The sequence below is a fragment of the Hyalangium sp. genome (assembly GCF_035629615.1).
GTDB lineage: Bacteria > Myxococcota > Myxococcia > Myxococcales > Myxococcaceae > Hyalangium.
The window spans coordinates 1-22,937 of record NZ_DASPHO010000273.1 but is presented as its reverse complement, the minus strand read 5'-3'; the positions used below and the strand labels follow the sequence as shown (position 1 = coordinate 22,937).

General features: G+C 67.9%; 18 protein-coding genes. 12 read left to right on the top strand and 6 right to left on the bottom strand.

What is annotated here, in order from left to right:
* Nucleotides 1–55: 55 nt before the first annotated feature.
* A complete protein-coding gene (locus VD972_RS13860; RefSeq protein WP_324986597.1) occupies nt 56–682 on the bottom strand; it encodes a CGNR zinc finger domain-containing protein in 627 nt (208 codons plus the stop codon).
* A 191-nt stretch (nt 683–873) separates the two neighbouring features.
* On the opposite strand from VD972_RS13860, the gene VD972_RS13855 reads away from it, so the two are divergent.
* Nucleotides 874–1,911, top strand: a complete 1,038-nt coding sequence (locus tag VD972_RS13855; protein WP_324986595.1) for an alpha/beta hydrolase — start codon at nt 874–876, stop codon at nt 1,909–1,911.
* Here VD972_RS13855 and VD972_RS13850 read toward each other — a convergent pair.
* From VD972_RS13850 to VD972_RS13840, 3 genes are all read right to left on the bottom strand, one after another.
* The gene (locus VD972_RS13850) at nt 1,833–2,303 is read right to left on the bottom strand and encodes a hypothetical protein (RefSeq protein ID WP_324986593.1); all 471 of its coding nucleotides are present in this window, start codon (nt 2,301–2,303) and stop codon (nt 1,833–1,835) included. The two genes, VD972_RS13855 and VD972_RS13850, sit on opposite strands and share 79 nt — an antisense overlap.
* Before the next feature lie 91 nt (nt 2,304–2,394).
* Nucleotides 2,395–3,333 carry a hypothetical protein gene (locus tag VD972_RS13845; protein ID WP_324986589.1) on the bottom strand — a complete coding sequence of 313 codons (939 nt, stop codon included), beginning with the start codon at nt 3,331–3,333 and terminating at the stop codon, nt 2,395–2,397.
* A gap of 40 nt (nt 3,334–3,373) precedes the next feature.
* Complete coding sequence (locus tag VD972_RS13840; RefSeq protein ID WP_324986587.1) at nt 3,374–4,780, bottom strand: alpha/beta fold hydrolase; 1,407 nt, start codon at nt 4,778–4,780, stop codon at nt 3,374–3,376.
* Nucleotides 4,781–4,913: 133 nt separating this feature from the next.
* Here VD972_RS13840 and VD972_RS13835 point away from each other — a divergent pair, with 133 nt between their 5' ends.
* Both VD972_RS13835 and VD972_RS13830 read left to right on the top strand, forming a co-directional pair.
* Complete coding sequence (locus VD972_RS13835) at nt 4,914–6,590, top strand: histidine kinase (RefSeq protein ID WP_324986584.1); 1,677 nt, start codon at nt 4,914–4,916, stop codon at nt 6,588–6,590.
* A complete protein-coding gene (locus tag VD972_RS13830) occupies nt 6,587–7,282 on the top strand; it encodes a LytTR family DNA-binding domain-containing protein (RefSeq protein ID WP_324986581.1) in 696 nt (231 codons plus the stop codon). Before VD972_RS13835 ends, VD972_RS13830 begins: the two co-directional genes overlap by 4 nt.
* A 76-nt stretch (nt 7,283–7,358) precedes the next feature.
* On the opposite strand, the gene VD972_RS13825 is transcribed toward VD972_RS13830, so the two are convergent.
* Together VD972_RS13825 and VD972_RS13820 are read right to left on the bottom strand one after the other, a co-directional pair.
* On the bottom strand, nt 7,359–9,137 hold the full coding sequence (locus tag VD972_RS13825; protein ID WP_324986578.1) for a carbamoyltransferase C-terminal domain-containing protein: 1,779 nt from the start codon (nt 9,135–9,137) through the stop codon (nt 7,359–7,361).
* A 458-nt stretch (nt 9,138–9,595) separates the two neighbouring features.
* Nucleotides 9,596–9,982 (bottom strand): hypothetical protein, encoded by a 387-nt coding sequence (locus tag VD972_RS13820; RefSeq protein WP_324986575.1) that lies wholly within the window; start codon nt 9,980–9,982, stop codon nt 9,596–9,598.
* 242 nt (nt 9,983–10,224) lie between these two features.
* On the opposite strand from VD972_RS13820, the gene VD972_RS13815 reads away from it, so the two are divergent.
* The 9 genes from VD972_RS13815 to VD972_RS13775 form a co-directional block, all read left to right on the top strand.
* Entirely contained in the window at nt 10,225–15,276 is a 5,052-nt protein-coding gene (locus VD972_RS13815) for an ATP-binding protein (RefSeq protein WP_324986573.1), read from the top strand.
* A 113-nt stretch (nt 15,277–15,389) separates the two neighbouring features.
* Nucleotides 15,390–16,019 carry a helix-turn-helix domain-containing protein gene (locus VD972_RS13810; RefSeq protein ID WP_324986571.1) on the top strand — a complete coding sequence of 210 codons (630 nt, stop codon included), beginning with the start codon at nt 15,390–15,392 and terminating at the stop codon, nt 16,017–16,019.
* Entirely contained in the window at nt 16,012–16,497 is a 486-nt protein-coding gene (locus tag VD972_RS13805; RefSeq protein WP_324986569.1) for a VOC family protein, read from the top strand. Before VD972_RS13810 ends, VD972_RS13805 begins: the two co-directional genes overlap by 8 nt.
* 57 nt (nt 16,498–16,554) lie before the next feature.
* Nucleotides 16,555–17,934: a cytochrome P450 gene (locus VD972_RS13800; protein WP_324986566.1), complete on the top strand. Its 1,380-nt coding sequence runs from the start codon at nt 16,555–16,557 to the stop codon at nt 17,932–17,934.
* 60 nt (nt 17,935–17,994) lie between these two features.
* Entirely contained in the window at nt 17,995–19,242 is a 1,248-nt protein-coding gene (locus tag VD972_RS13795) for a hypothetical protein (protein WP_324986563.1), read from the top strand.
* 69 nt (nt 19,243–19,311) lie between these two features.
* On the top strand, nt 19,312–19,905 hold the full coding sequence (locus tag VD972_RS13790) for an RNA polymerase sigma factor (RefSeq protein WP_324986560.1): 594 nt from the start codon (nt 19,312–19,314) through the stop codon (nt 19,903–19,905).
* Nucleotides 19,902–20,726: an anti-sigma factor family protein gene (locus VD972_RS13785; RefSeq protein WP_324986558.1), complete on the top strand. Its 825-nt coding sequence runs from the start codon at nt 19,902–19,904 to the stop codon at nt 20,724–20,726. The genes VD972_RS13790 and VD972_RS13785 overlap by 4 nt, the downstream gene beginning before the upstream one ends.
* Complete coding sequence (locus VD972_RS13780) at nt 20,723–22,597, top strand: caspase family protein (RefSeq protein ID WP_324986555.1); 1,875 nt, start codon at nt 20,723–20,725, stop codon at nt 22,595–22,597. Before VD972_RS13785 ends, VD972_RS13780 begins: the two co-directional genes overlap by 4 nt.
* Nucleotides 22,598–22,699: 102 nt before the next feature.
* Nucleotides 22,700–22,937, top strand: a 238-nt coding sequence (locus VD972_RS13775) for a hypothetical protein (protein ID WP_324986552.1), incomplete at its 3' end; no start/stop codon positions are given.

Sequence of the window (22,937 nt, the reverse complement as noted above, 5' to 3'; positions counted from 1 at the left end):
GTTCTCGCTCGTATCAGCGCAGGCGGGCCTGGAGCAGGACCCACCCTCACGCGTGTCACCCCTGAGAGGCTCCTCCGCCGTTGCGCTGCCGGAGGTAGTGGGCGGCCACCTTCATCCGGTTGCCGCACAGATCCATGCTGCACCAGCGTCGCGCGTGGTTCCTCGAGGCGTCGTAGAAGTAGAGGACGCAGTCGGGGTTGCCGCAGCGCTTGATGAGCTCCGGGTCCGCACCACAGAGGAGGCTCGAGGCGGCCTCAGCGACGGGGCGGAGGAGCTGCGCCGGCTCATGGATGTGAGCGTGGAAGCGGCGCCTGAACTCTCCGCGCACACGCACGACCTCCGCGTACCCCGCATCGAGGCGGAGGATGGCGTTGATCGCATCGATGGCTTTCTGGCTTGGTGACTTGCGCTCTCGCAACCGCTCGACGAGAGCGTGCAATGCCCTCCGAAGCTGCTGCACCTGCTCGAGAACGCTTGCACCCTCGCTTGACCCCTCCCATCGATCGAGGACGACGCCTGCGGCCTCTCCATCGAGGAAGCCCGCCTCTTGGGACCAGTCCACCAGGCCGCGCAGATCTGGGAGCAAGTCTACGCGGCGGCCGCGCACCACGGGCTCGGTGTTGAGGAAATCGAGCGCCCGGTGATTGCCGAGCCAAAGGAATCGCGACGCGTCACTAACCATCGAACACCGTATTGACCGGTTACCATGTCGGGTTATAACCGTCAAACCCGGCTCAGAGGGGTTAGATGCACGCAGGAGAAACCCGAGGGATCAGCAATATGGACGCTGAAAAGAAGGCTGCCGGGGGCACTGATGCTGCGGCTGGAAGGGGCTTCGGATCTGCAAGTACCAGCCGAGTCGCCGGCCGGTGGATGGTCACCGTTCTTGCAGCTGTGCTCGTGGGCTGCGGCGGTCGGGCGGTGGTGCCAGCCCCTTCGCCCATCGGGCCAGGCGGAGGCGGAGCCACCGCGGCTGCAACGCCCGAGGCGAGCTGGCCGGAGAAGACCTACTACCGCACCGTCGAAGTGCGTGGGCGCCGGATCTTCTATCGCGAAGCGGGAAGCAGGGATCGTCCCGTCCTGCTCCTGCTCCACGGCTATCCGTCATCGTCCCATACCTATCGAGAGCTGATCCCTCTGTTGTCAGGCCGATACCGTGTTGTGGCACCGGACTACCTGGGTTCGGGCTTCAGCGACCACCCAAGCCCCGAGGAGGTCACGTACACGTTCGATCTCCTGGCAGAGTACGTCACGGGCTTCGTCGAAGCGTTGGGGCTCACTCAATACGTGATCTACATGCAGGACTTCGGCGCGCCGGTCGGGTTTCGTGTCGCTCTCGCTCACCCCGAGAGACTGCGTGGACTTGTCGTTCAGAATGCCAACGCGTACCTCGACGGCCTGACTGAGGATCGTCGACAGTTCTTTCGACGCGCCCACGAGGACAGGTCCGAGGCTGGCCTCGCAGCTCTCGCCCAGACCGTCAGCGCCACAGCCATCCGAGAGCGGCAATACCTCCGGGATGTGCCAGGGGAAAAGCGCGAGCGCATGAGCCCCGACACCTGGACCCACGACCTCGCGTTGCTAGCGACAGCTGAGGACCGCGCGATCCAGGTGCAGCTCTTCCAGGACTACCAGGCGAACATCGATGCGTATCCGTCATGGCAGGCGTTCCTGCGCGCTCGCCAGCCGCCCACCCTCATCGTCTGGGGGCGCAACGATCCGGCCTTTGTCAGCGCGGGTGCGAGGGCCTACCTTCGCGACCTCCCCCAGGCAGAGCTCCACCTGCTCGATGCCGGGCACTTCGCGGTGGAGGAGCAGGCGGTTGCCATTGCTCAGCATGTCGTGCGCTTCATGGAAGGCCTCAACGCAGGCGCAGGGCGCGAACCTGTATGCTTGTCAGACAGGTTTTGAGAGACTTCGAGCAGCTTGAACAGGTGCGGGATGGACTCGGGCCCATGGTGTGTGGGCGCCCCAAAGCTCCCGGCCCCCACCACGTGGAGCCGGCGTACCGGATCCAGATAGTTCACCAGGTCCGCGCGATCCTCATGCACATGGCCGTGGAGGCACACCCGGACGTCTGCCTGCAGCAGCCGGCCCAGGAAGGCATCCGCCTGGATCTTCTCATTGCCGGTGATGCGGTGGTGCCAGACGGAGATGACAAGGTAGTCCAGGTGCCTCACCCCCAGCTCCCGCTCCTTCTGCGCCGTCTCCAGGGGCTGGAGCAGGTTGAGGGGATCGTCCCCGGGGCCCACGTGCAGGTCGATGGTACTGGGGGCGCAGCGCCGCGAGCCCTGGTGTCCCATGTGAAGATCCGAGAGGTGAAGAAAGCTGATCCACTCCAGGGAGCCCCCAATGAAGTCACTTCAGGAGCAGCATGTACCAGGGTAGGTAGCATCAGCTCCAGCGGCCAGCCACCTTGATGCGGGTCAGCTTGTCCTGGATGCGCTCCTGCTCGCTCGTCCACCAGCGCGACACGTGGCAATGGGCGTGGCCGTAGAGGTAGGTGAAGATCTCCTCGTTCTTCTTGAGGATGCGGATGGAGCGGTCCGGGTAGAAGACGATGACGGGGGGATCGGGCCTGATGAGGCTGGGGACCCAGTTGGACTTGTGATCCCGCTCCTGGGTGAGCATGAAGGCCGGGTAGTTGTGCTGGGCGCCGTGCTGGATGACCTGTGCGAACTTGTCCTCCACCAGGCCAGCCGCGGAGTTGCGACTGCGGCGGATGCTGTTGTTGATCAAAGCGGCGGCGCCGATACTGAAACCCTGCTGCAACATCATCCGGAGCTTGCTCTCGCCCACCAGATGATACTGAAAGAGCATTCGCTCCTCGCTCACGTCATCGGGGGTGGACACGGCCCGGATGAAGCGGCCACTGCCCGCCGAGACGAGGATCTCGTGCATGTCGTAGTCGCCTGTGTAGGCATCGGGCGGGACATGACCCGCTGTCTTGATGTCCTGGAAGGTGACATAGTGGTCGTATCTCTCAGGGCCCGGGATGTGGCTCCAACGGGCGCCACCTGCGCTTCGCTTCAGCTGCCACTTGCCCACGGTCCGCACACCGAGCGGCTGCTTCTTCTGCTCGAGCGACTGCCAGTAGCCTACGAAGCCCCCGCACATGCCCAGGATCTGGTCCCTGCTGAATCCGCTCGGAAGGACCGTCTCCTTCGCATCCAGAGACTTCTCCTTGAGGGATTTGTCCAGGATGTGGTGTCCCTTGGCGGCATAGCCCTCTCTGAGCCGCTGGAGGCTGAGGGCGCCTGTATCCCGGATGCTGATGTAGAAGCGGTGCTTTGCGCACAGCTCCTGGATCTTCTCCGCATGCTGCTGAAGCACGAACCCCTCTCGTTCGGCCTGCTCGGGGGTCAAGCTGTGATCAGTGTGCGCCTTTCACCTCGAGGCGCTCATCGGCCACCTTTTCGCCCCGTAGGAAGGCCTTCATGCGCTCCAGGATGCGCGGATCCGACTGGAAGAGGCCGTCATGGCCCGCGCCCTCCAGTATCAGGTGAACGGCTCTGGGCAGCCCGGGGCGCAGGGCCTCCGCGTTGTCCGGCCCTGTGCGGCCATCCAGTGTGCCGCTGATCAGCAACACGGGGACCCCGGCCTTCAGCGGGCCTCGGAAGTCTTCGCCCAGGTCCACCACGCCGGGAACCCACTCGGCCTCGGGCACGCCGGCGTTGACCGCTCCCCCCAGCAGGGCTGTGCCCGCCTCTCGGGCGATCCGAGCGCGGCGAGCGGGGCTGACACCCGAAGCAGCATCCATGGCCAACGGCATGGGCTCCAGGGCTCCTCCCCGGAGGAGCATTGCAAAGGGGGCCATCGCCTCGAAGTGTCCCGCCTCCAGTGCCGAGAGCAGCGCCAGGAAGCGCTGGAAGGTAGTGGGGTCCCGCAGGGATTCGAACGTGGCCCGCTGCAAGTCGAACCGGGTCGCGATCCATGTCTGCGTGGCGCCCGTCCTCGGGTCCGTGAACTTCACGGTGCGTGGACTGCGCTCCAGCTCAACCATCAGGGCTCGCAGCCGGCTCCGGAGTCTCTTGCTCGTCTTGTCCTGAGCCCGCAGCCGCGCATCCCAGCGGTCCAGCAACGCCTCGGCCTGAGCGGGTCGCTTCCAGGTGTCGTCCGGCCCTTCCACCCCCGCCAGGATGGCGTGCTCCACCCTGTCCGCATGGCGCCTCAGGTACGCCAGCTCCAGGTGCGTCCCGTAGCTGATGCCCCAGAGATTCAAACGCGGCACGCCCAGGGCCTCCCGGAGGGCCTCCAGATCCTCGGCGCTCTCCACCGTGGTGTAGGCGCCGAGCTCCACGCCCGCAGCGGCCCACTCCTTGGCGGCCTCGGTGGCGGCCTCCTTCAGCGTCGCTGTCAGCAGCGCCTCATTGACGGGCTGGTCCAGCGGTACCGACCAGGGGTGGCTCAGCTCGGGATAGGGGTTGGACTGTCCCGTGCCTCGTTGATCCAGGGCGATGACATCCGCCACCTCGCGAAGCGCCAGGAAGAGCTCATGGCGGATCCCTCTCGCGGCCTCGATGCCCGAGCCTCCCGGCCCGCCCGCCAGGTACACGATGGGAGCCTTCGGCTTCGGGTTCGTGCTCTTGAAGCGGACGAAGCGCAGGGTCAGTGAAGGCCCCTCGGTCTGGGCGTGACGTAAGGGCACTTTCAAGGTGCCCAGCTCGGCCTCGACCGTCCGGCCATCCTTGGCGCGGAAGGTGTGGGGCTCCAGTTGGAGGCCCGAGGCATGGGCCAGGGCCAGGGGCGCGATCAGGGTGAAGAGCAGCAGGGCTTGCATGAATCTCCTCCAGTGAGTGTTCTTCAAGGCTAGGGGCCGTCCTGGCCTCGCGCTGGAGGTGATCGCCCAACGTCTCGTGGCGTCGCCCAAGTGCGATGCGGGCGGCGCTGGCCTGCGTATGCTGGGAGCTGTGATGCCGCGCTGGTTGCTCATCGGGTGCCTGGGAGTCTTCCTCTCGGCCGAGACGCCGATCCCCTCGACCGAGGAGGGCATGGTCGAGGTCCACTCGGAGGATCTCTCCATGGAGCGTGCCCTGACGCCCGGCGGCGAAGGCTGGCGCACCGTGGCCCTGGGGCGAGTGGCCGAGGGGCCGGGGCCGTTCTGGATCCGCGCTCGGGTCCCGGTCCCTCCTCGAGAGCCAGGGACTCCCTCGCCCGTCCTGGCGCTCTCCCTGTTGGGATCGTGGGAGGCCTGGTGGGACGGCGCGCTCCTGGGGCGCAACGGCCGCGTGGGCCGGACGCCCGAGGAGGAGCTCCCGGGCAGAGTGGACGTCCTGCTCCCCCTCCCACCGGAGCACGCCACTCCAGGCTCTCACCTGATGGTGATCCGAGCCTCGGCGCACCATCGAGGGTTCCAGCCTATCGGTGCGCTCTACCGCCTCCAGGTGGGCGAGGCCTCCCAGCTTGCCCGAGCCCGCCTGCTCTGGCTGGTGCCAGCCTTGAGCACGCTGGGGGCCCTGGTGCTGATGGGACTGCACCACCTGGCGCGCTACTTCATGGAGCGGCGGAGCCGCACCACCCTGCTGCTGGGGCTGCTCTGCCTGGCCGCCTCGGCGCTGCTGCTCCTCGAAGCATGGCGGGGGCTCGCGAGCTACCTCTATCCGTTGCACATCGTCCGGCTCTGGCTCTTGTCCGCATCTGCGTTGGCCGTGGCCGTCCTCCTTCCGGCCACCCTGCATGTGGCCTTCGGCGAGCCCCGCCGAGCGCCCTGGTGGGGTTTCTTTGCCGTGAGCCTGCTCTGCCTCTCTGGAGTCCCGGGCTTCGATGGCAAGAACACCCTGGGTCTGGGCATCGCCCTGGGCGTTTCTCTCGTGATCGTGCTGCGAGCCTGGCGGCGCCGGGAACCTGGCGCCTGGGGCGCCCTGGGAGGCCTGGGCTTCGCGACGACGCTCTACCTCATGGATCCCCTGGGCTTTCCCGAGCGAGGCTTCTTCCTCGCCTTCGGAGGGCTGCTGCTGTGCCTGGGCGCCGTGCACGCCTACCAGCTCCGCCGCCAGCAGCAGCGCCTCGAGGCCGCCACTCGCGCCTCGGAGCGGCTCCAGCTGGAGCTGCTCAAGCGCAGCATCCAGCCCCACTTCCTGATGAACACGCTGGGGGCCCTGAGCGAGTGGATCGAGACGGAGCCCGCCCAAGCCGTGCGCTTCATCGAGTCCTTGGGCGCGGTGTACCGGCACCTCCTCAGCGTGTCAGGCGAGCGGGCTATCTCGCTGGCTCGGGAGCTGGAGCTCTGCCGTGCTTACCTGGAGGTCATGGGCTACCGCTACGGCCTTGCCTTCACCTTGGAGGCCCCGGGAGTGGAGGGCCACGCGGCCGTGCCCCCGGCCATGCTCCACACCCTGCTGGAGAACGCCTTCAGCCACAACCGCTACACGGCACCGGTCACCTTCCGCCTCCAGGAAGCGCGAGCGGGAGGCGTCCGGCGCTATACCTTCACTGCGCCTACCTGCACGGGCGCTACGCCGAGTCTGGGCGAGGGCACGGGCACCCGCTATCTCCAGGCGCGGCTGGAGGAGAGCTTCCCTGGAGCCTGGAGCCTGGAGGATGGGCCGACGGAGGCAGGGTGGACCACGGTGGTGGAGGTTCCCGCATGAGAGTGCTCATCGTGGAGGATGAACCCGTAGCGGCCCGGCGCCTGGAGCGGCTCTGTCAGGAGCTGCTGGGGCCGGGCGCGCCCACTCCCCTCGTGCGCGCCAGCCTCGCGGACGCGCGCGAGGTCCTGGCCGAGCGCAGCCTGGAGCTGGTGTTGCTGGACTTGAACCTCGCGGGGGAGGACGGCTTCCGGCTACTGGAAGAGGCGGCGGCCGGTTCCTTCCACACGGTGGTGGTGTCGGCGAGCGCGGACCAGGCCCTGCGCGCCTTTGAGCTCGGGGTGCTGGACTTCGTGGCCAAGCCCTACACACGGGAGCGCCTGGCCAAGGCCCTCACGCGCGTCCAAGGCCGTGCCGCGGCCCCCTTGCGGACCCTGGCCGTGCGCAAGGGCGGAGGCATTGTCCTGGTGCCCCTGGAGACCGTGGCCTACATCCAGGGTGCGGGGGACTACGCGGAGCTGGTGCTCCGGGATGGCCGCACCGAGCTGAGCGAGAAGAGCCTGGAGCGACTGGAGGCACTGCTACCCACGGACTTCGTGCGCATCCACCGCTCCTATCTGATCTGCCTCCAGGATGTGGCCCGCTTGCAGACGCTGGAAGGCTCACGCATGGCAGTGGAGCTGAAGGATGGGACTCGGCTCCCCGTGGGCCGAAGCCGTGTGAAGGCACTCAAGGATCGGCTGGAGCCGAGCTGAGGTGGGGCACCAGCATTCCTCGGCCATGGAAAGAGGATAGAGGGGCGGATGGAGCTGCCACATCTGGTTCGAAGCGTCAGGCGCGTTTGCGAATCCACCACGGGCCCACGACAACGGCGTGGAGCCCGGTCGTGGCGAAGACCGTCAACACATCAGCCGCGCTGTGGGAGATCGGCTTGCCCATGACGTTGTAGGAGGTATTGACGAGCACGGGAATGCCCGTTTGGCGCTCGAACGCGCTGATCAGCGCGTGGAAGAGGGGGTTTCTCTCCCGCGTGACGGACTGCAGCCGCCCGGTGCCGTCGAGATGCACCACGGTGGGGACGAGCGCCTTCACCTCGTCGCGGAAGGGGAGCGCCCGCTCCATGTATGGGCTCTCCTCGTAGCCGTGAAAGAACCGCTCGCCGTGCTCGTGCAAGATCGCCGGAGCGAGCGGACGGTACTGCTCGCGGAACTTCACGCGTCGGTTGATGACATCGCGCATGTCTTCGCGCCGCGGGTCGGCGAGGATCGATCGGTTCCCGAGGGCGCGCGGCCCGAACTCAGCGCGTCCTTGGATCCAGCCGATGATCTCGCCTTGCGCGAGGGCGGCGGCTGTGCGGTCACACAGCTCCTGCTCGTCGTCGATGCGGACGGCGTCAAACGTCGCGAACGACAGCGCGCGCTCGAGCTCGTCGAGATCGATCGTGCTGCCGAGGTAGGGCGAGGCGATCGCCGGCGTCCGAGGGATGCGCCGCACCGCATGGCGCTCGTACAGCGCGGCGCCGAGCGCGTTGCCATCGTCGGCCGGGGCACTCGGCACGTGGCGTCGGCGAAACCCGGTCACGCGCACCATGCGCCCGTTCGCCGCCGAGTTGAGGGCGCAGCCGCCACCGTAGGCGAGGTCGTCGGAGATCCCCAGGGCGTGCACGTTCTTCACGAGTGCCACGAGGGTGTCGGCGAAGTAGTCCTGGAACGAGCGTGCCAGGTTCGCCGCCTGGAGGACGCCGGCCTCGCGGCGCCCGGGGCGAAGCAGCGCGCGCAGCTCGTCGATCCACGACAGGCCCAAGGCGAGCTTCACCTGGAGGCCGTCAACCTGGGTGCGATCGTGGAAGAACCGGTACAGCTCAGGCACGCGATGGCCGTGCGCCGCCATGCCCATCACCTTCCACTCCTCGCCTTCCCAGTACTGGAAGCCACACAGCTGGGTGACGGTGCTGTAGAGGTGGCCGAGGCTGTGCTCGGCGCTCGTCGACGACACCGGAAGGAAGGTGTCGTCGGCGAACGAGAACACGTCGATGCTCGAGCGCTCGCCCGCGCCGTCGATAACGAGAGCCACACACCGCTCGAACGGTGGCGTGTAGACCGCGTGGGCGGCGTGCGCCAGGTGATGGGGCACGGCTGCACGGTCGATCTCGACCGGCGCGGTGCGGGGCACGGCGAAGCGGAGCGTCGCGCCCGGGCCGGAGGGCAGCACATCCCCGAGTGGCGGGTGGACGTGAGGGAACTCACCCCGCAGGATCCAGCCGAGCTGGATCGCGGTCGTGGAGTCCCAGGCGGCGCCGCCGGCGATCATCGAGATGTAGCCATCGTCGGAGCCTGCGGGCGACAGCGTGCGACGCAGGATGTCGAAGTCGTCCTCGCCGAGCTGCCACGTGGTCCGGACGGAAGCGCGCTGAAGGGCGGTGGTGTCGACGCCGACGCGGCGCAAGGCCGCTCGGAGCGGCCGCCACGATGAGAACAGGCCGGCGCAGCCGAGCGCCCGCTTCACCTGCACATGCCGCTCGAACGCTTCGGCGAACACCCCGTCGTCAGAGCAGAACGCGATCGCGCCGTCGTGCACACTGTTGGCGAGACCGACCACGAGATCCTTCATGTGCCCTCCATGTCTTCCCTGCAGCACCCAGGCGACCAGCCATCGTTCGGGGCGGCCAGTCGCGAGCCACCGCACGTCACGGCAGCCGCGCCCGCATCGAGCAGGCCGGTCCACTTCTGGCTCTGCTGGAATCGTGCCATGAAAGGCGAGCCACAGATGGGGGGGTAGGCCCAACAAACGCCAGCACTGGCGCACCTCCGGCGCGGCAGTGCTCGATCTGCCGTTCAAGAGCGTCCACGTCCGGGCGCGCTGCTGACATGTCTATTGACATGTCAGTTGACGTGTCCGGATGCTCCGACTCGTCACCGCGCGGCTGGTGTTACGCCGGCTTGGCACACAGCCCCAGTGGCCCCCGTCAGCGGCCCTCCTCGGCCCCTCCGCTCCAGCCCTCGCGAGGGACATCCAGGAGCAGGCCCGGGCCGGAAGGGGTGTGATGAGCGGCATGGGAGGGTACCTGATCAGGATGGGCGTGGAAGGTTGCCGCCGCCTTCGTTGTCCCAGCCGTCCTCCCGCTGGCCCGCGCCAGGCCATGCTGTCGCAACAGCCACATGGGGCGGCAGAGGCGTGCTGCTCCAGCTGCCGAAGTCCAGAAGCCGAAGGGTGTGCTCCTCGTCACTCAGGCAGTAGGCCATCCACTGCCCGCCTACGAACACGCGATGCTCCCCAGGTGAGATGTCGGCGACCTCCAGCCAGTGCGGAAGCACAGGAGGGGAATGGAATGCGTCCTGGGCGGCATTTGCCAGCATGTCCAGCCGCAACTGAAGGGTCAGGTGATCCTCGGGAGAGAGCTGACGGTAGGCCTCTGCAAGCTCCGGCGGGATGATGACGCGATAGAAAGCGGGCATGGCGATACACCTCGGGGCGGCCCGCCATGCGCCGCGCTTGGAAGGTCACATCTGGAGAAAAGGGAACAGCCCAAAGTTAACCGCGACCGAGTGGAACCACAGGGCCAGGTGCTGCCTCCGAGGGCATGACCCTTCGTAAGGGTGCCTGGCAGACGCTCGTGGCCGAATCCTGAGCGCGTCACAAATCCGCACCGCTGACTCTGCCAATGGATGCCAAGAGGGGGCTGCGGATGGAGACGGGCGTGATACGGCAACAGGCTCTCGGGGGGGAGAGCACCTCCTCCCTGTGGATGGGCGGGCGGTACCTGAAGGAGCAGTGTCTTCACCAGCAAGGGGCCATCCAGACCTGGCAGGGCAAGGAACTCTCCACGCTTGCCACTGTGGTGGTGAAGACCGCGCCCCTTCACAGTCTCCAGGTGGGGGCATTCGACCGCATGCTGCGGGAGGATGCCGTGCTGCGAGATCTGCGCAGCCCCTGGCTCGCTCCTCCCCGTGACTGCGGGCTGGAGGGGGAGCTCCTGTTCCGCGTGACGCCGTGGGTCTCCGCGGGAACGCTGAGCGAGCGCCTGGCGAAGGGCCCGCTCTCCATCCCCGAGGCCCTCGTGTTGGGACGCGGCCTGCTGCGCGCGCTGCGGGAGGCGCATGCCCACGGTGTGCTGCACCGCCACCTCAAGCCCTCCAATGTCGCTTTCCTTCCCGGGAAGAGCTTTCAGGAGGTGCTCCTGATCGACTTCGGGCTGGCGCTGGAGGACCTCCGAGAGCACTCCCTGCTGGCGCTCCCCCGCTCGGCCATCCAGTACCTCTCGCCTGAGCAGCTGGGGCTCGTCTCCGCCGACGTGGGGCCTGCCTCGGACCTCTATGCCGTGGGCATGATGCTCTTCGAGTGCCTGACCGGCACCCCGCCGTTTCGAGCAGAGCCGCTCGGAGAGCTCCTGCGGCAGCACCTGCGCACCGTCCCGGAGCTGCGCGCCCAGGGCCTCCTTGTTCCTCGGGCCTTGGAGCAGGTGGTGCAGCACCTGCTGCGCGAGGATCCACGGGAGCGCTATCAGTCCGCGGAGGCGGCCCTGTCCGATCTGGAGGCCATTGCCTCGGCATTGGAGCGCGGCCTCGCTGAGCCCGTCGTGGTGGTGGGCCGGTCCGACCGCCACCAGGCACTCACCGAGCCGACCTTCATCGGGCGGGCCGCGGAGGTGGAGGAGTTGGAGCGCGCCCTGGGGGAAGCCACCCGAGGGCAGGGGAGCCTCGTGCTCGTGGAGGGGCAGTCGGGAGGGGGCAAGACGATGCTCCTTGACGAGCTGGCGCGGCGAGGCCTCGCACAGGGCGCCCGGGTCCTCAGGGGGCAGGGCTTCGATCGGACAGCCCCAGAGCCCCTTCAGCTGCTCCGAGGAGTCCTCCGGGATCTCGAAAGCGCTGTGAAGAGGACGCCCGAGTTGGCACGGACTGTACGTTCGTACTTCCGAGAGCAGCTCGGCATCTGTTCCCCGGAGTTCTCGCGGCTTGTGGAGATGTTGGGGATGGCGCCTCCCTTGCACGCGTGCGCTGAAGAGTACCTCGACCTGGCCAAGACGGTGTCTCCCCAGCTCGCGGAGGAACTGGAAGCGCCGGTGCCCACGAGCCTGGAGTTCGAGAGCCTGGGGGAGGCCCGCGTCGCACGGGCCCTCACGGCGGTCCTCGAGGTGCTGGGGGATGCGGAGACCCCGGCGCTCGTGCTGCTGGATGACTGCCAGTGGTCCGATGAGCTGACTCTCAAGCTGCTCGAGGCGTGGGCCAGACCCTCCGAGGACGCCCCAGGGGCGCAGCGCTTCGTCACGGTGGTGGTGGCTTTTCGGACGGAAGAGGTGCCCGAGGCGCACCTGCTCCGAAGGCTGCCCTCCACGCATCATGTCTGCCTGGCGCCTTGGGGGGCCTCGGACGTGCGGGACCTGGCGGAGTCGATGGCAGGCCGTATCCCGGACGAGGCACTGGACCTCGTGGTCCGGCTCTCCGAGGGCAACCCGTTCATGACCGCCGCCATGGTGCGCGGGCTCGTCGAGTGTGGGGCCCTGAAGTCCACGGCCTCGGGATGGCATGTGGAGCCGGAGCGGCTCGCGGAGGTGAGCTCCTCGCGACGGGCGGCATCCCTGCTCCTGCGACGCCTCGAGCTCTTCTCCGAGGAGACACGCTCCTTGATGGTCGCGGGTGCCATCCTTGGAAGAGAGTTCGAGGTGGGCCTGGCGGCGGTGCTGGCGAGGCAGAGTCCTGAACAGGCCGTCGTGGCGCTCGAGGAGGCCCGGCGACGGCACTTCCTCTGGACGGAGACTTCCACGGGCCGCTACACCTTCGCGCACGATCGGATTCGGGAGGCGTTGCTGGAACGACTCCCGGCGGAGGAAGCGCGCGCGCTGCACCTGATGGCCGCGCAGGAACTGGAGCGCCGGGCCCCGGAGCGCACTTTCGAGCTGGCCTGGCACTTCGAGGCCGCCGGGGAGCTGGAACGCGCAGGGCCGCAGGCGTTGAAGTCGGCTGAAGCGGCTCGAGCCAGATACGCCTTGGACCTCGCCGAGCGCTACTACCGGCTTGCCGACCGCGGGATGCTGGACGCGGACGCTGCGACGCGCATGGCCCTCCTGGAAGGACTGGGGGACGTGCTGCTTTTCCGCGGGAAGCATGAGGAGGCGGAGCGGAACTACAGACGGGCCCAGGCCTTCGCCGTGACGCGCCTGGACCAGGCCCGCCTCGAGGAGCGGAGAGGTGAGGCCATGTTCGGAAAGCTCGACCTGCCGGCCGCCAGCAGCAGGATGGAGCGGGCTCTGCGGCTCATCGGATGGAAGGTACCTGGGAGCAGCCTGTCCCGCGTCGTGTTCCTGCTCTGGGAGGTGTTCCTCTATGCGCTGCGGCCCCTGCGGCTGAAGCGCCAGGCGCGGCGCGCGCCTCTTCCGGACGGGCAGGCACAGCTCGCGGTACGCCTCTACATGTGGCTGTTGCAAGTCTACTGGCTTCAGGGGGACTCGGTGCTAGCCGCTGCGTGGATGCATCTCCGCGGGTGGAGGCTCGTCGAGCGGTACGCTCCCCACCGGGCGCTGTCGATGGGCTATACGAATCATGGCGCCGGGCTCGTGCTGTTCATGCAAGCCATTCCGCGCATGCCCTCCTTCCTAGCGGGGTTCACCCTGGCGCGGGCGAGGAAGTATTTACAGAAGGCGCTCGCCCTCCAAGAGGACTTCGGCGATGTCCTGAACCAGGCCCATACTCTTTCCGCGTACCAGTACTGCCTGCTCTCTTGCGCACGGTATGAGGAGAGCGCCGAGCTGGGTCGAAGAGCCGCGCAAAGGTTCCGACAAGCCGGCGCCAATGAGGGAGGGGCTGCGGATGACGCGAAAAATAACTTAGGCCTCGCGCTCTACCTGATGGGAGACCTGTCGGGGGCTGCCGAGCTTGGGCAGCGGATGTACCGCCGGGCCAGGGAGTCCGGCGACGCGTTCAGGCGCGGCCTGGCTCTGGACCTCTGGGCCTGCGCCTCAGAGGGCCAGCTCCCAGGTGAAGTCATCGCCGCCGAGCTTGTTGCTCGTGTCGAACCCGACGCAGGGCACGTCTTTGCACGACACGCCCTGCTCCTCCACGCCGAAGGGGTGCGGCTGCTCCGAGCCGGTCAGCCTGGGCAGGCCGTGATCATCTTCGAGCAGGCCGTCCAGCATGCCAAGAAGTCGAAGCTGCGGGTCCCTTTGCGCATGTTCCTGGGCTGGTCACAGCTCGTGACGGCGCTTCGCGAGCAGGCCGCTCAAGTGCCGAGCGAGGCCTTCTCCCTTCGCGTGGCGCTGTTGCGCCGGGCCAAGGCCACTGCTCGCAGGCTGATTCGTCACACACTGCCCTTCCGGGAGAACCGGGTGCTCCCCTTGCGCGAGTTGGGCTTGATCGCGGCGATGGAAGGAAAGAATGCCCTGGCCCGCCGGTACTTCGCCCGGAGCCTGGCCGGGGCCGAGCGCCTGGGCATGCGCTACGAGCGTGCTCGGACGTTGCTGGCCAGAGCCAAGGTGGGAGCGGCCCTGGGCTGGCCGGATGCCGCCCAGGATGCCGCCGCCGCGGAAGAGGCGCTGCGGCCCATGCGCGCGGCGCTGGAGCCCGCCACCGTTCCCCAAGCTCCGGCGAGTCTGTCGCTGGTGGACCGGTTCCCACGGATCCTGGAGGCAGGCCGCGCCATCGCCTCGGCGCTGACCCGGGAGGCGGTCCTTGCGGCGGTGCGCGAGGCCGCGTTCGGACTGCTCCGGGGTGAATCCTGTGGGATCGTCGAAGCGACGTCCGAGGAGCTTTCCGGGGAGGCGCGCTGGCCGTTCATGCAGCGTGCACGGGAGCTGCGGCGGCCCGTCGTGCCCTCGACGGAAGAGCTCGAGAGCACGGGTCACGGAGCGGAGCGCTCCGCCCTGGGGGCGCCCATCCTGGTCCGCGGGCAGGTCGCAGTCCTCTTCTACGTCACCACCCACAAGCTGGCCGGAGCCTTCGGTCCTGAAGAGCTGCGAATCGCCGAGTACATCGCCACTCTGGCGGGTGCGGCGCTGGAGAATGCCCAGGGCTTCGCTGAAGTCACCGCGCTGTCCGAGGAGCGGGAGCGGTTGTACCAGCAGGCTCAGACGGCCCTGCGCAAGCGCGACGAGTTCCTGGCAGTGGCCTCGCACGAGCTGCGCACGCCCTTCACCCCCATGCGGCTCTACATGCAAGGGCTGCTCAACGCCCTGCGCAATCCAGCCAAGGCCGCGGGGTTGGAGCCTTGGGTCGCCAAGCTGGAGACAGCCAACACGCGGCTGCAACGGTTGGCGAGGTTGGTGGAGGAGCTGTTCGACGTCTCACGCCTGTCCTACGACAAGCTGCCGTTGAGGCGGGGCGAGGTGGATCTGTCCCTCCTTGCGGCGGAGGCGGGTGAGCGGTGGCAGGAGGAGCTGGCACGGGTGAGGTGCACCTACACGCTGAAGGCGCCAGCGCCGGTGGTGGGGCAATGGGACGGGATGCGATTGGAACAGGTCATCGACAACCTGCTGTCCAACGCGATGAAGTTCGGTCCCGGCCAGCCCATCCACCTCACCGTGACGAAGGGCTCAGGGTGCGCCCGGCTCACCGTGCGTGACTTCGGCAAGGGCATTGCGCCGGAAGATCAGGGCCGCATCTTCGAGCGATTCGAGCGGGCCGTCTCCGAAGAGAACTACGGGGGCTTCGGGTTGGGGCTGTGGATCGCCCGTGAGGTGGTGCAGGCGCACGGGGGGCATCTCTCCGTGGAGAGCGCTCCCGGTCAGGGCGCGACATTCACCGTCGAGTTGCCTCTCTAGTCACTCGCCGTGCACTGGGCTGCCGTGAGCAGATCGCTCGCTGCCCAGGGGGCGCAGCGTGCGCTGGACGGCTACCTCTAGACGCCATACCAACCAGTTGGTATGGTGCTCTCATGGCTCGAGCACACGGCGATTCGAAGACGAAGTTCCTGGACGCCGCCCTGCGCGTCATTCGCGCCAAGGGCTACGAGGCAACGACGGTCGACGATATCTGTGAGGCGGCCGGACTGACGAAGGGAAGCTTCTTCCATCACTTCGAGAGCAAGGAAGAGCTCGCCCTCTCTGCGGCCGACCACTTCGCCGCGATGGCCGAGAGCGCGTTCGCGGCTGCGCCGTACCGGGAAGCGGCAGACCCGCTTGACCGGGTTCTGGGCTACGTCGATTTCCGCGCGTCCATCATGCGGGGCGAGCTTCCCGACTTCACCTGCCTGCTCGGCATGATGGTGCAGGAGACCTACGAGACGCACCCCGAGATCCGGAAGGCGTGCGACAGTCATATCAGCGATCACGCCAAGACCGTTGAGAGCGACATCGCCGAAGCAAAGCGGCGCTATGCCCCTCGAGCGCAGTGGGATCCCGGAAGCATGGCGCTCTTCACGCAGGCCGTGATCCACGGTGCCTTCATCCTGGCCAAGGCCAGGAACGGACCCGAAGTGGCCGTGGAGTGCCTCTCGCACTTGCGCCGGTACCTCGAGACCCAGCTCACCCCCACCCAACCCAAGAGGAGAGACACCCATGTCTAGCAAGCAGAAGATCACGACGTTCCTTTGGTTCGACAACAACGCAGAGGAGGCGATGAACCTCTACGTCTCCATCTTCAAGAACTCGAAGGTTCTCAGCGTCACGCGCTACGGAGATGCGGGTCCGGGACCGAAGGGTTCCGTCATGACGGCGACGTTCCAGCTCGAGGGGCAGGAGTTCATCGCGCTGAACGGTGGCCCGCACTTCAAGTTCACGGAGGCCATCTCGTTGTTCGTGAACTGCGACACGCAGGAGGAAGTGGATGACCTGTGGACGAAGCTGACCGCAGGAGGTGGGGCGCCGTCGCAGTGTGGCTGGCTCAAGGACAAGTTCGGACTGTCGTGGCAGATCATCCCGTCCGCGTTGATGGAGCTGATGGCGGATAAGGACCCCGCGAAGTCGAAGCGGGTCATGGAGGCCATGCTTCAGATGACCAAGATCGACATCAGCAAGATAAAGGCGGCGTACAGCCAGGCTTAGGGGGGCGAGCGGGGGGCATTTGAAGATAGGCTCCATCTCCAGCACAGGAGCCTTCTCATGGATGCCCCGTCCCCATCCTCACCGCCTGCCGCGCCCCGGATCGCCACCGGCCCACGAGGGCTGCCCCTCATCGGAGTGCTTCGCGATGTCCGGAAAGATGTTCTGGGCTGGCTCATGCGGACAGCGACAGAGCATGGGCCCGTGGCCCGCTACCGCTTCGGCCCAGCGCGCTCTTACCTGGTGACGCACCCAGAGGGCCTCAAGCACGTGCTGCAGGACCACGTGAAGAACTACACGAAGGACCACTTCAGCTATTCGCTGTTCCGCCGCGTCGTCGGCGATGGTCTGATCACGAGCCAGGGCGAGACGTGGCTCAAGCAGCGCAGGCTCGCGCAGCCGGCATTTCACCGAGCACGCATCTCGGCGATGGCGGAGCAGATGGTGCGAGCGACAGGGGATCTCGCGGAGCACTGGAGTGAGGCTCAGCGCTCGGGGGAGCCGCGCCATGTGGTGCGGGATATGATGGCGCTCACCCTGCGCATTGTCGGCGAGGCGCTGCTCGGAACGGACGTGCGCGCCGAGGTCCAGGCCGTGTCAGCAGCCTTCAACGTCCTCAGCGAACAGACGGTCGAGCGGTTCCGATCGATGCGGATCATCCCACCGGTTCTTCCCACCGCCTATGATCGCGCATTCCGCCGAGCGAACCACACACTGAGGGAAGTGGTGGCTCGGGTCATCGCAGAGCGCCGTCAGCGCCTGGAGGACCGAGGAGACCTGCTCTCCATGTTCATGCTCGCGCGAGACGAAGAGACCGGCGAGCAGATGGATGATGCGCACCTCGAGAACGAGGTGCTGACGATGATGCTCGCGGGCCATGAGACCACCGCCACCGCGCTCTCGTGGGTCTGGGTGCTGCTCGAACAGAATCCGGGCCCAGAGCAAGCGCTCCATGCGGAGCTGGCTTCCGTGCTTGGAGGCCGCCTGCCCACGGCGGACGATGTCCCGCGGCTCGTGTACACGCGCAGAGTGCTGGATGAGGCGCTGCGCCTCTACCCCCCCGTCTACGTCCTGGGCCGCAAGGTGTTGGAGGACGACACGGTCTGCGGCTACCAGGTGCTCGGCGGGTCGTCGGTCGATATCAGCCCCTACGTCACGCAGCGCCTGCCGGAGTTCTGGCCAGACCCCGAGCGCTTTGACCCGGACCGCTTTACGCCCGACAAGATCGCCGCAAGGCCGAAATATGCGTACTTCCCGTTCCTCGGAGGGCCGCGGCAGTGCATCGGCAACAACTTCGCCCTGATGGAGGGCACGCTGATCCTGGCGACGCTCGCCCAGCGCTACCGTCCGCGGATGGTGGCTGGCTACACTCCGACGCCCGAGCCTCTCGTCACGCTGCGGCCCACGGGCGAGCTGCCTGCCATGATCTCCCCTCGCTGAAAGTCCTGTGCCCCGCGACCGCAGCCACCTCCGTGAGCACGCTGTGGCAAGGTAGCCTCGATGCGCCAGCTCCTCGACCAGCTCCACAGCCCTGACCCGGAAGTCTCCCGCTCGGCGCGCGCGCGGCTCCAGCGCGCACGCGTCACCACCGCGGAACAGGCCCACGCCGTGCTCGAGGCCCTCTCACGAGAAGCTCCCAGCGCTCGGAGCGTGCTCGACCCTCCCCAGGGTGTCCTGCTGAGGCTCATCCAGATGCCCGCCAGCCAAGAGGCCATGGAGTACTTCCGGGACAAGGCCTCACCCGTCATCCTCGCCGCATGGCCGAAGCTGCCCGAGCAAGAGCAGACGCTGGCACTCATGGTGCTCGCGCGGATCGGCGCTCGGGAGGGCCTGGCCTTCGTCGCCCGGGCGGTGGTGGCGCCTGACGGACCCACGGGCCTGAGCGTCGCTGTCATCCTGGAAGGCGTCCCCGTGGAGACCGAGCACGTGGACGTGCTCTTCCCCACGTTGGCACCGCTCCTGGACGTCGAGGACGCCCGCGCGCTCGAGGTCCTGAACCTGGCCAATCGGCTGGTCGCGGCCCGGCGGCTCTGGCCTCACCCCGTGGCCACCCGGCTGGCGCGCCTGCGTCGCTCCATCGAGAGTGAGAACGAGAACGACTACGGTCCTGCGCTCGCCGCTTGCTATGCGCTCGCGTTGATTCCGGGCGCCGAGCCGCTCGAGCTGCTGGAGCTCGCCTCGCAGCACCCAGAACCGGAGGTGCGGCTGGAGTCGCTGTACGCCAGGAGCCGGCACGGTGTCCCAGGCGCGGTGGAGGACCTGGCGCGGGCGACGCTGGATCCGGTGATGGCCCTGCGAGCGCGGGAGTACCTCCAGGAACTCGGCAAGGCGCACCTCCGCCCGAAGGAAGCGGATGATCCCGTCCTGCTGGCGAAGGCGGAGCTCATCTCGTGGCTCCGCCACCCTAACGAGTTCGGCGAGGAGCCCGAGTCCATCGAGCTATGGGACCGGCGAGTGCTCGACTGGCCTCCCACGGCAGACCGCCGCGAGCTGTTCCTCTTCCGCTACCGCTACCCTTCCTATGTCTATGGGCGTGACGAGGAGTCGGAGGAGGGAGTGGGACTCGTGGGCTCCGTCACCTTCAGCCTCACCGGCGACACGAAGCCTCCCCCAGAGGGAACGCCCGAGGACGCGTACGTGGCGCACTGCCTGTGGGAGCTCCAGCAGGAGCGGGATCCGCGCGCGGAGACGTGGACCCCGGAGCAGGTGCGAGCGCTGCTGGGCTTCCCACCGAGGCTCTTGAACTGACACTGCGTGACCGGTGGTTTTTTCGGGTAGGAACTCAACGGAATCGCCCGCGTGGGGTTCTTCCAGGCGATGTCCAAGCGAGATCCCAGATTTTTCGTCGTTCCCCCCTCGGAAGGGCGGGCTGAGGAGCGCTCCGATGCGGAGCTGATGCTCCTGGCCAGCGCGGGGGCGCAGGACGCCTTCGAGGTGCTCGTCAGGCGATACCTGGCCCAGGTGCAGCGGTTCGCCACACGCTACCTGGGGGACCCCGCGGCTGGCGCCGAAGTGGCGCAGGAGGCGCTCCTCAAGGTCTGGCACGCCCGCAAGGAATTCCGGCCGGCCCGCCCGTTCACCGTCTACCTCTTCACCGTGGTGCGCAATCTCTGCCGGAACCGGTACCGCGACAGCCAGCGCCGCCACCACCGGCTCGCGCTGGAGGAGGGGGGGGACGCGGCGCACTCGCCGCTCGATGCACTGCTCGAGGCCGAGCGCCACCGCCGCACCCTGGCCGCGCTGCACGAGCTCTCCCCCAAGCTGAGAGAGGCCGTGCTGCTCCGCTTCGACCAGGGGCTCGACTACCCGGAGATTGCCCGGATCCTCAATGCCCCCGAGAGCACCATCCGCTCGCGCGTCTTCCTCGGCATCCGCCAGCTTCGCGCGCGCACCCAGGAGGACGACGCATGAGTACCCCCTGTCCCGAACCGATGGAGCTGTTCCAGTGGCTGGATGGCGAGGCCACCACCAATCGCGTCCGACAGCTCGAGGCGCACGTGGCCGACTGCCCGCGCTGCCGTCGCGAGCTGGCCGCGCAGCAGCACCTGGTGGCAAGGCTGCGCGAGCCGCCGAAGTCCCCTGACGAGCGTGACGTCCAGGCCGTCATGGCACGCATCCGCGCCCAGCCTCCGCTTCCACGCGCCCGCTGGAAGCCGGTGTTGAGCGCCGGGCTGGCCGCGGCCTTCATGGTGACGCTCGGGGTAATGGTGTGGCCGGCCGGCCGGGAGACCTCGCTGGAGCCATTCGCCGCGCGCGGTGGAGGGCTCGCACCCTCGCTACACCGGCACGTCGGCGTGGATCTGCTCTCCGCGGGGCAGCCCTCCGTGCTCCTACGGCCCGGCGCGGTCCTGTCTCCGGCGACGCCGCTCTTCGCCCGCTACCGCAACCTCGGTGAGGCGCCTGCCTTCCTGCTCCTCTTCGCCCAGGACGCAGCCGGGGAGCTGCACTGGGTCTACCCGGCCTACCTCACGCCGAGGGATGACCCGCGCTCCATCGCACTCCCGCCCTCGGTGCGCGACACCCCCATGCCCGAGGCAGTGGTGCTCGACGGCCCCGCGGCCGGCCCGCTGCACGTCTTCGCCCTGGTGACCGCCGAGCCGCTGCGCGTCCTCGACGTGGAAGCGCTCGGAGAAGGGCTCGGGAAGGGCCAGCTCACCGAAGCACTCCTCCTTGCGCGCTGGCCGGAGGCCGCCGTCACCCACTGGACCTTGATGCTGGAGGAAGCGCCATGAACCCCCGCCGATGGATGAGCCCGCTGCCTTGCCTGCTGCTCCTCGTCCCCACGCTCTGCATGGCGGCGCCGCGCGAGCGCTTCGTGCTGATCGTAGGCAACAACACGAGCGCGACGCTCGGGCGTCCTCCGCTGCAGTTCGCGGACGATGACGCCGCCAAGTACGACACTGTCTTCCGGTTGCTGGCGCCCGAGGCCAACGTCCGGGTGCTCACCGAGCTCGACAAGGACACCGCTCGCCTGTTCCCCGAGGTGCAGCAGCGAGCCGAGCCGCCCACCCGCGTGCGGCTGCGCCACGCGTTCGAGGAGATCTCCGAGCGCGCCCGAGAGGCCGCGGCCCAGGGGCGGGAGAGTGAGCTGTTCTTCCTCTTCGCGGGCCATGGTGACGTGGAGAAGGGCAAGGGGTTCCTCGAGCTGGCCGACGGGGCCTTCACCGCCGACGAGCTCGAGGAGGCCCTGTCCCAAGTCCCAGTGCAGCGGGCGCACGTCGTGCTCGACAGCTGCAACTCGTTCTTCGTGCTCAACCCGCGCAAGCCCGGGGGCAGGCGCTACGCCACGCCCACGGACTCGGCCGAGGCGATGGGGCGGAGGCTCCCGCATGTTGGCGTGCTGCTCTCCACGAGCGCCGAGGCCGAGGTGTACGAGTGGTCCGAGCTCCAGTCCGGAATCTTCAGTCATGCCGTGCGCTCGGGACTGCTCGGAGCGGCCGACGCGGATGGGGATGGCGCCGTCAACTATGAGGAGCTCGCCGCCTTCGTGGACACGGCGAGCCGGGAGGTGAAGAACCCGGCCTTCCGCCCTCGCGTGTTCGCCCGAGGGCCCGCGGGTGACAATCAGACCCGCTTGATCGAGCTTTCCTCCTCCGGTGCCGCCGTCCTCGACGTGGACGGAAAGGACGCCGTCAGGCTTGTTGTCCGAGACGCGGAGGGGCTGCGCTGGATTGATAGCCATAGCGAGGCAGGGCACCGCGTTCGTCTGAGCCTGCCTCCGGCCACCCAGGGGGGAAGCGTCGAGCGGGTGCTCGAGGGCGGACGCTCCGAGCGCCTCGCGCTGCCCGAAGGTGGTGTGACACTCGCGTCCCTGTCAGCGGTGGCAGGTGGCCCCGAGCCCCGAGGCCCCGCGGAGCCTCTGCGCGCGCTCTTTGCCCAGCCGTTCGGTCCTCGGGCGCTGACGGCCTTCCAGAGCGAGCAGGCCCAGGCGCCAGCGCCCGTGTATGGCATCTCACGCGATGACAGCGAGCGCATGGGCCTGCTCTTGGGACAGCTCGGCCGACAGCAGCGCCAGAGACGACGCTATGAGGGCGCCTTCGGTCTGGCTGGAGGGGCGGCGTTCGGACTGGCGGGCGGGCTGAACCTGCGGGCGGGAGGTTACGAGGCCAGCACCTGGACCTATCTCACTGCGGGAGTGTTTCTCGCCGGGGTAGGGACCTGGACGCTGCTGAGCACCTCCGAGGGAGAAGAAGTGGAGGCCGACTACCGGAGAGGGCTCCTCGCCAACGAGGACCGCGCTCACTTGGTGGCGCTCACCGAGGAGCGGCTCCGGAGCATTGCGGAGGCCGAGAAGCGCAAGAGGTTCCTCGTCAAGGTGTCCAGTGCCTTCACACTCGCCACGGGAGCGGCATTCACGGTGTGGCAGGAGACCTCCAGGCCCCCCTTGCCCGAGAACTATGGGCGGTCACTCAACCGGATGGTGGGGCCGGCGCTCATGCTCGCCGGCACAGGCGCCCTGCTGAATGCTTTTCTGCAGAGCACCCCGACCGAGCACGTGCTCGAGGCGTGGAGTGTCGACCCTGAGCGCCGCGACATCCCCCTGGTGTCGGTCTCGCTTCTGCCCAAGGGCGGGCTCATGCTCGGACTGTCGGGCCAGTTCTGAGAGGAGCGACGCCGGGTCCTCCCAGTGGGGTCGCAACGGAGCGAGCCGCAGACCAGGGTTGCAGCTCACTTCGATGGAGATCCCCACGCAAGGAGGGTGGCCTTGAGCCACGAGTGGTTGACGGCGCTCTGGGCCGAGCACGCGCGGATGCCGGCCTCGTGGCTTCTCACCTTGGGAAGCGTCGCTGTGGTGCTCGTGCTGGGCGAGCTGGCCTACCGGCTCATCTTCGGCGCCCTGCGCCGCTTCTCCCACCGGACGCAGACCCAGCTCGATGATCTGCTCGTGCGGCGGATGCGGTTGCCCGCTCGCGTGCTGCACCCTTTCCGCCAAGACGCGCCTG

Bases quoted from the DNA above. Each gene is read 5' to 3' on its own strand.
- VD972_RS13835 (WP_324986584.1), top strand. From the start codon at position 4,914: ATGCCGCGCTGGTTGCTCATCGGGTGCCTGGGAGTCTTCCTCTCGGCC.
- VD972_RS13820 (WP_324986575.1), bottom strand. From the start codon at position 9,982: ATGCCCGCTTTCTATCGCGTCATCATCCCGCCGGAGCTTGCAGAGGCC.
- VD972_RS13780 (WP_324986555.1), top strand. From the start codon at position 20,723: ATGAACCCCCGCCGATGGATGAGCCCGCTGCCTTGCCTGCTGCTCCTC.
- VD972_RS13805 (WP_324986569.1), top strand. From the start codon at position 16,012: ATGTCTAGCAAGCAGAAGATCACGACGTTCCTTTGGTTCGACAACAAC.
- VD972_RS13840 (WP_324986587.1), bottom strand. From the start codon at position 4,780: ATGCAAGCCCTGCTGCTCTTCACCCTGATCGCGCCCCTGGCCCTGGCC.
- VD972_RS13830 (WP_324986581.1), top strand. From the start codon at position 6,587: ATGAGAGTGCTCATCGTGGAGGATGAACCCGTAGCGGCCCGGCGCCTG.
- VD972_RS13785 (WP_324986558.1), top strand. From the start codon at position 19,902: ATGAGTACCCCCTGTCCCGAACCGATGGAGCTGTTCCAGTGGCTGGAT.
- VD972_RS13795 (WP_324986563.1), top strand. From the start codon at position 17,995: ATGCGCCAGCTCCTCGACCAGCTCCACAGCCCTGACCCGGAAGTCTCC.
- VD972_RS13860 (WP_324986597.1), bottom strand. From the start codon at position 682: ATGGTTAGTGACGCGTCGCGATTCCTTTGGCTCGGCAATCACCGGGCG.
- VD972_RS13800 (WP_324986566.1), top strand. From the start codon at position 16,555: ATGGATGCCCCGTCCCCATCCTCACCGCCTGCCGCGCCCCGGATCGCC.
- VD972_RS13855 (WP_324986595.1), top strand. From the start codon at position 874: ATGGTCACCGTTCTTGCAGCTGTGCTCGTGGGCTGCGGCGGTCGGGCG.
- VD972_RS13790 (WP_324986560.1), top strand. From the start codon at position 19,312: ATGTCCAAGCGAGATCCCAGATTTTTCGTCGTTCCCCCCTCGGAAGGG.
- VD972_RS13825 (WP_324986578.1), bottom strand. From the start codon at position 9,137: ATGAAGGATCTCGTGGTCGGTCTCGCCAACAGTGTGCACGACGGCGCG.
- VD972_RS13810 (WP_324986571.1), top strand. From the start codon at position 15,390: ATGGCTCGAGCACACGGCGATTCGAAGACGAAGTTCCTGGACGCCGCC.
- VD972_RS13850 (WP_324986593.1), bottom strand. From the start codon at position 2,303: ATGGGACACCAGGGCTCGCGGCGCTGCGCCCCCAGTACCATCGACCTG.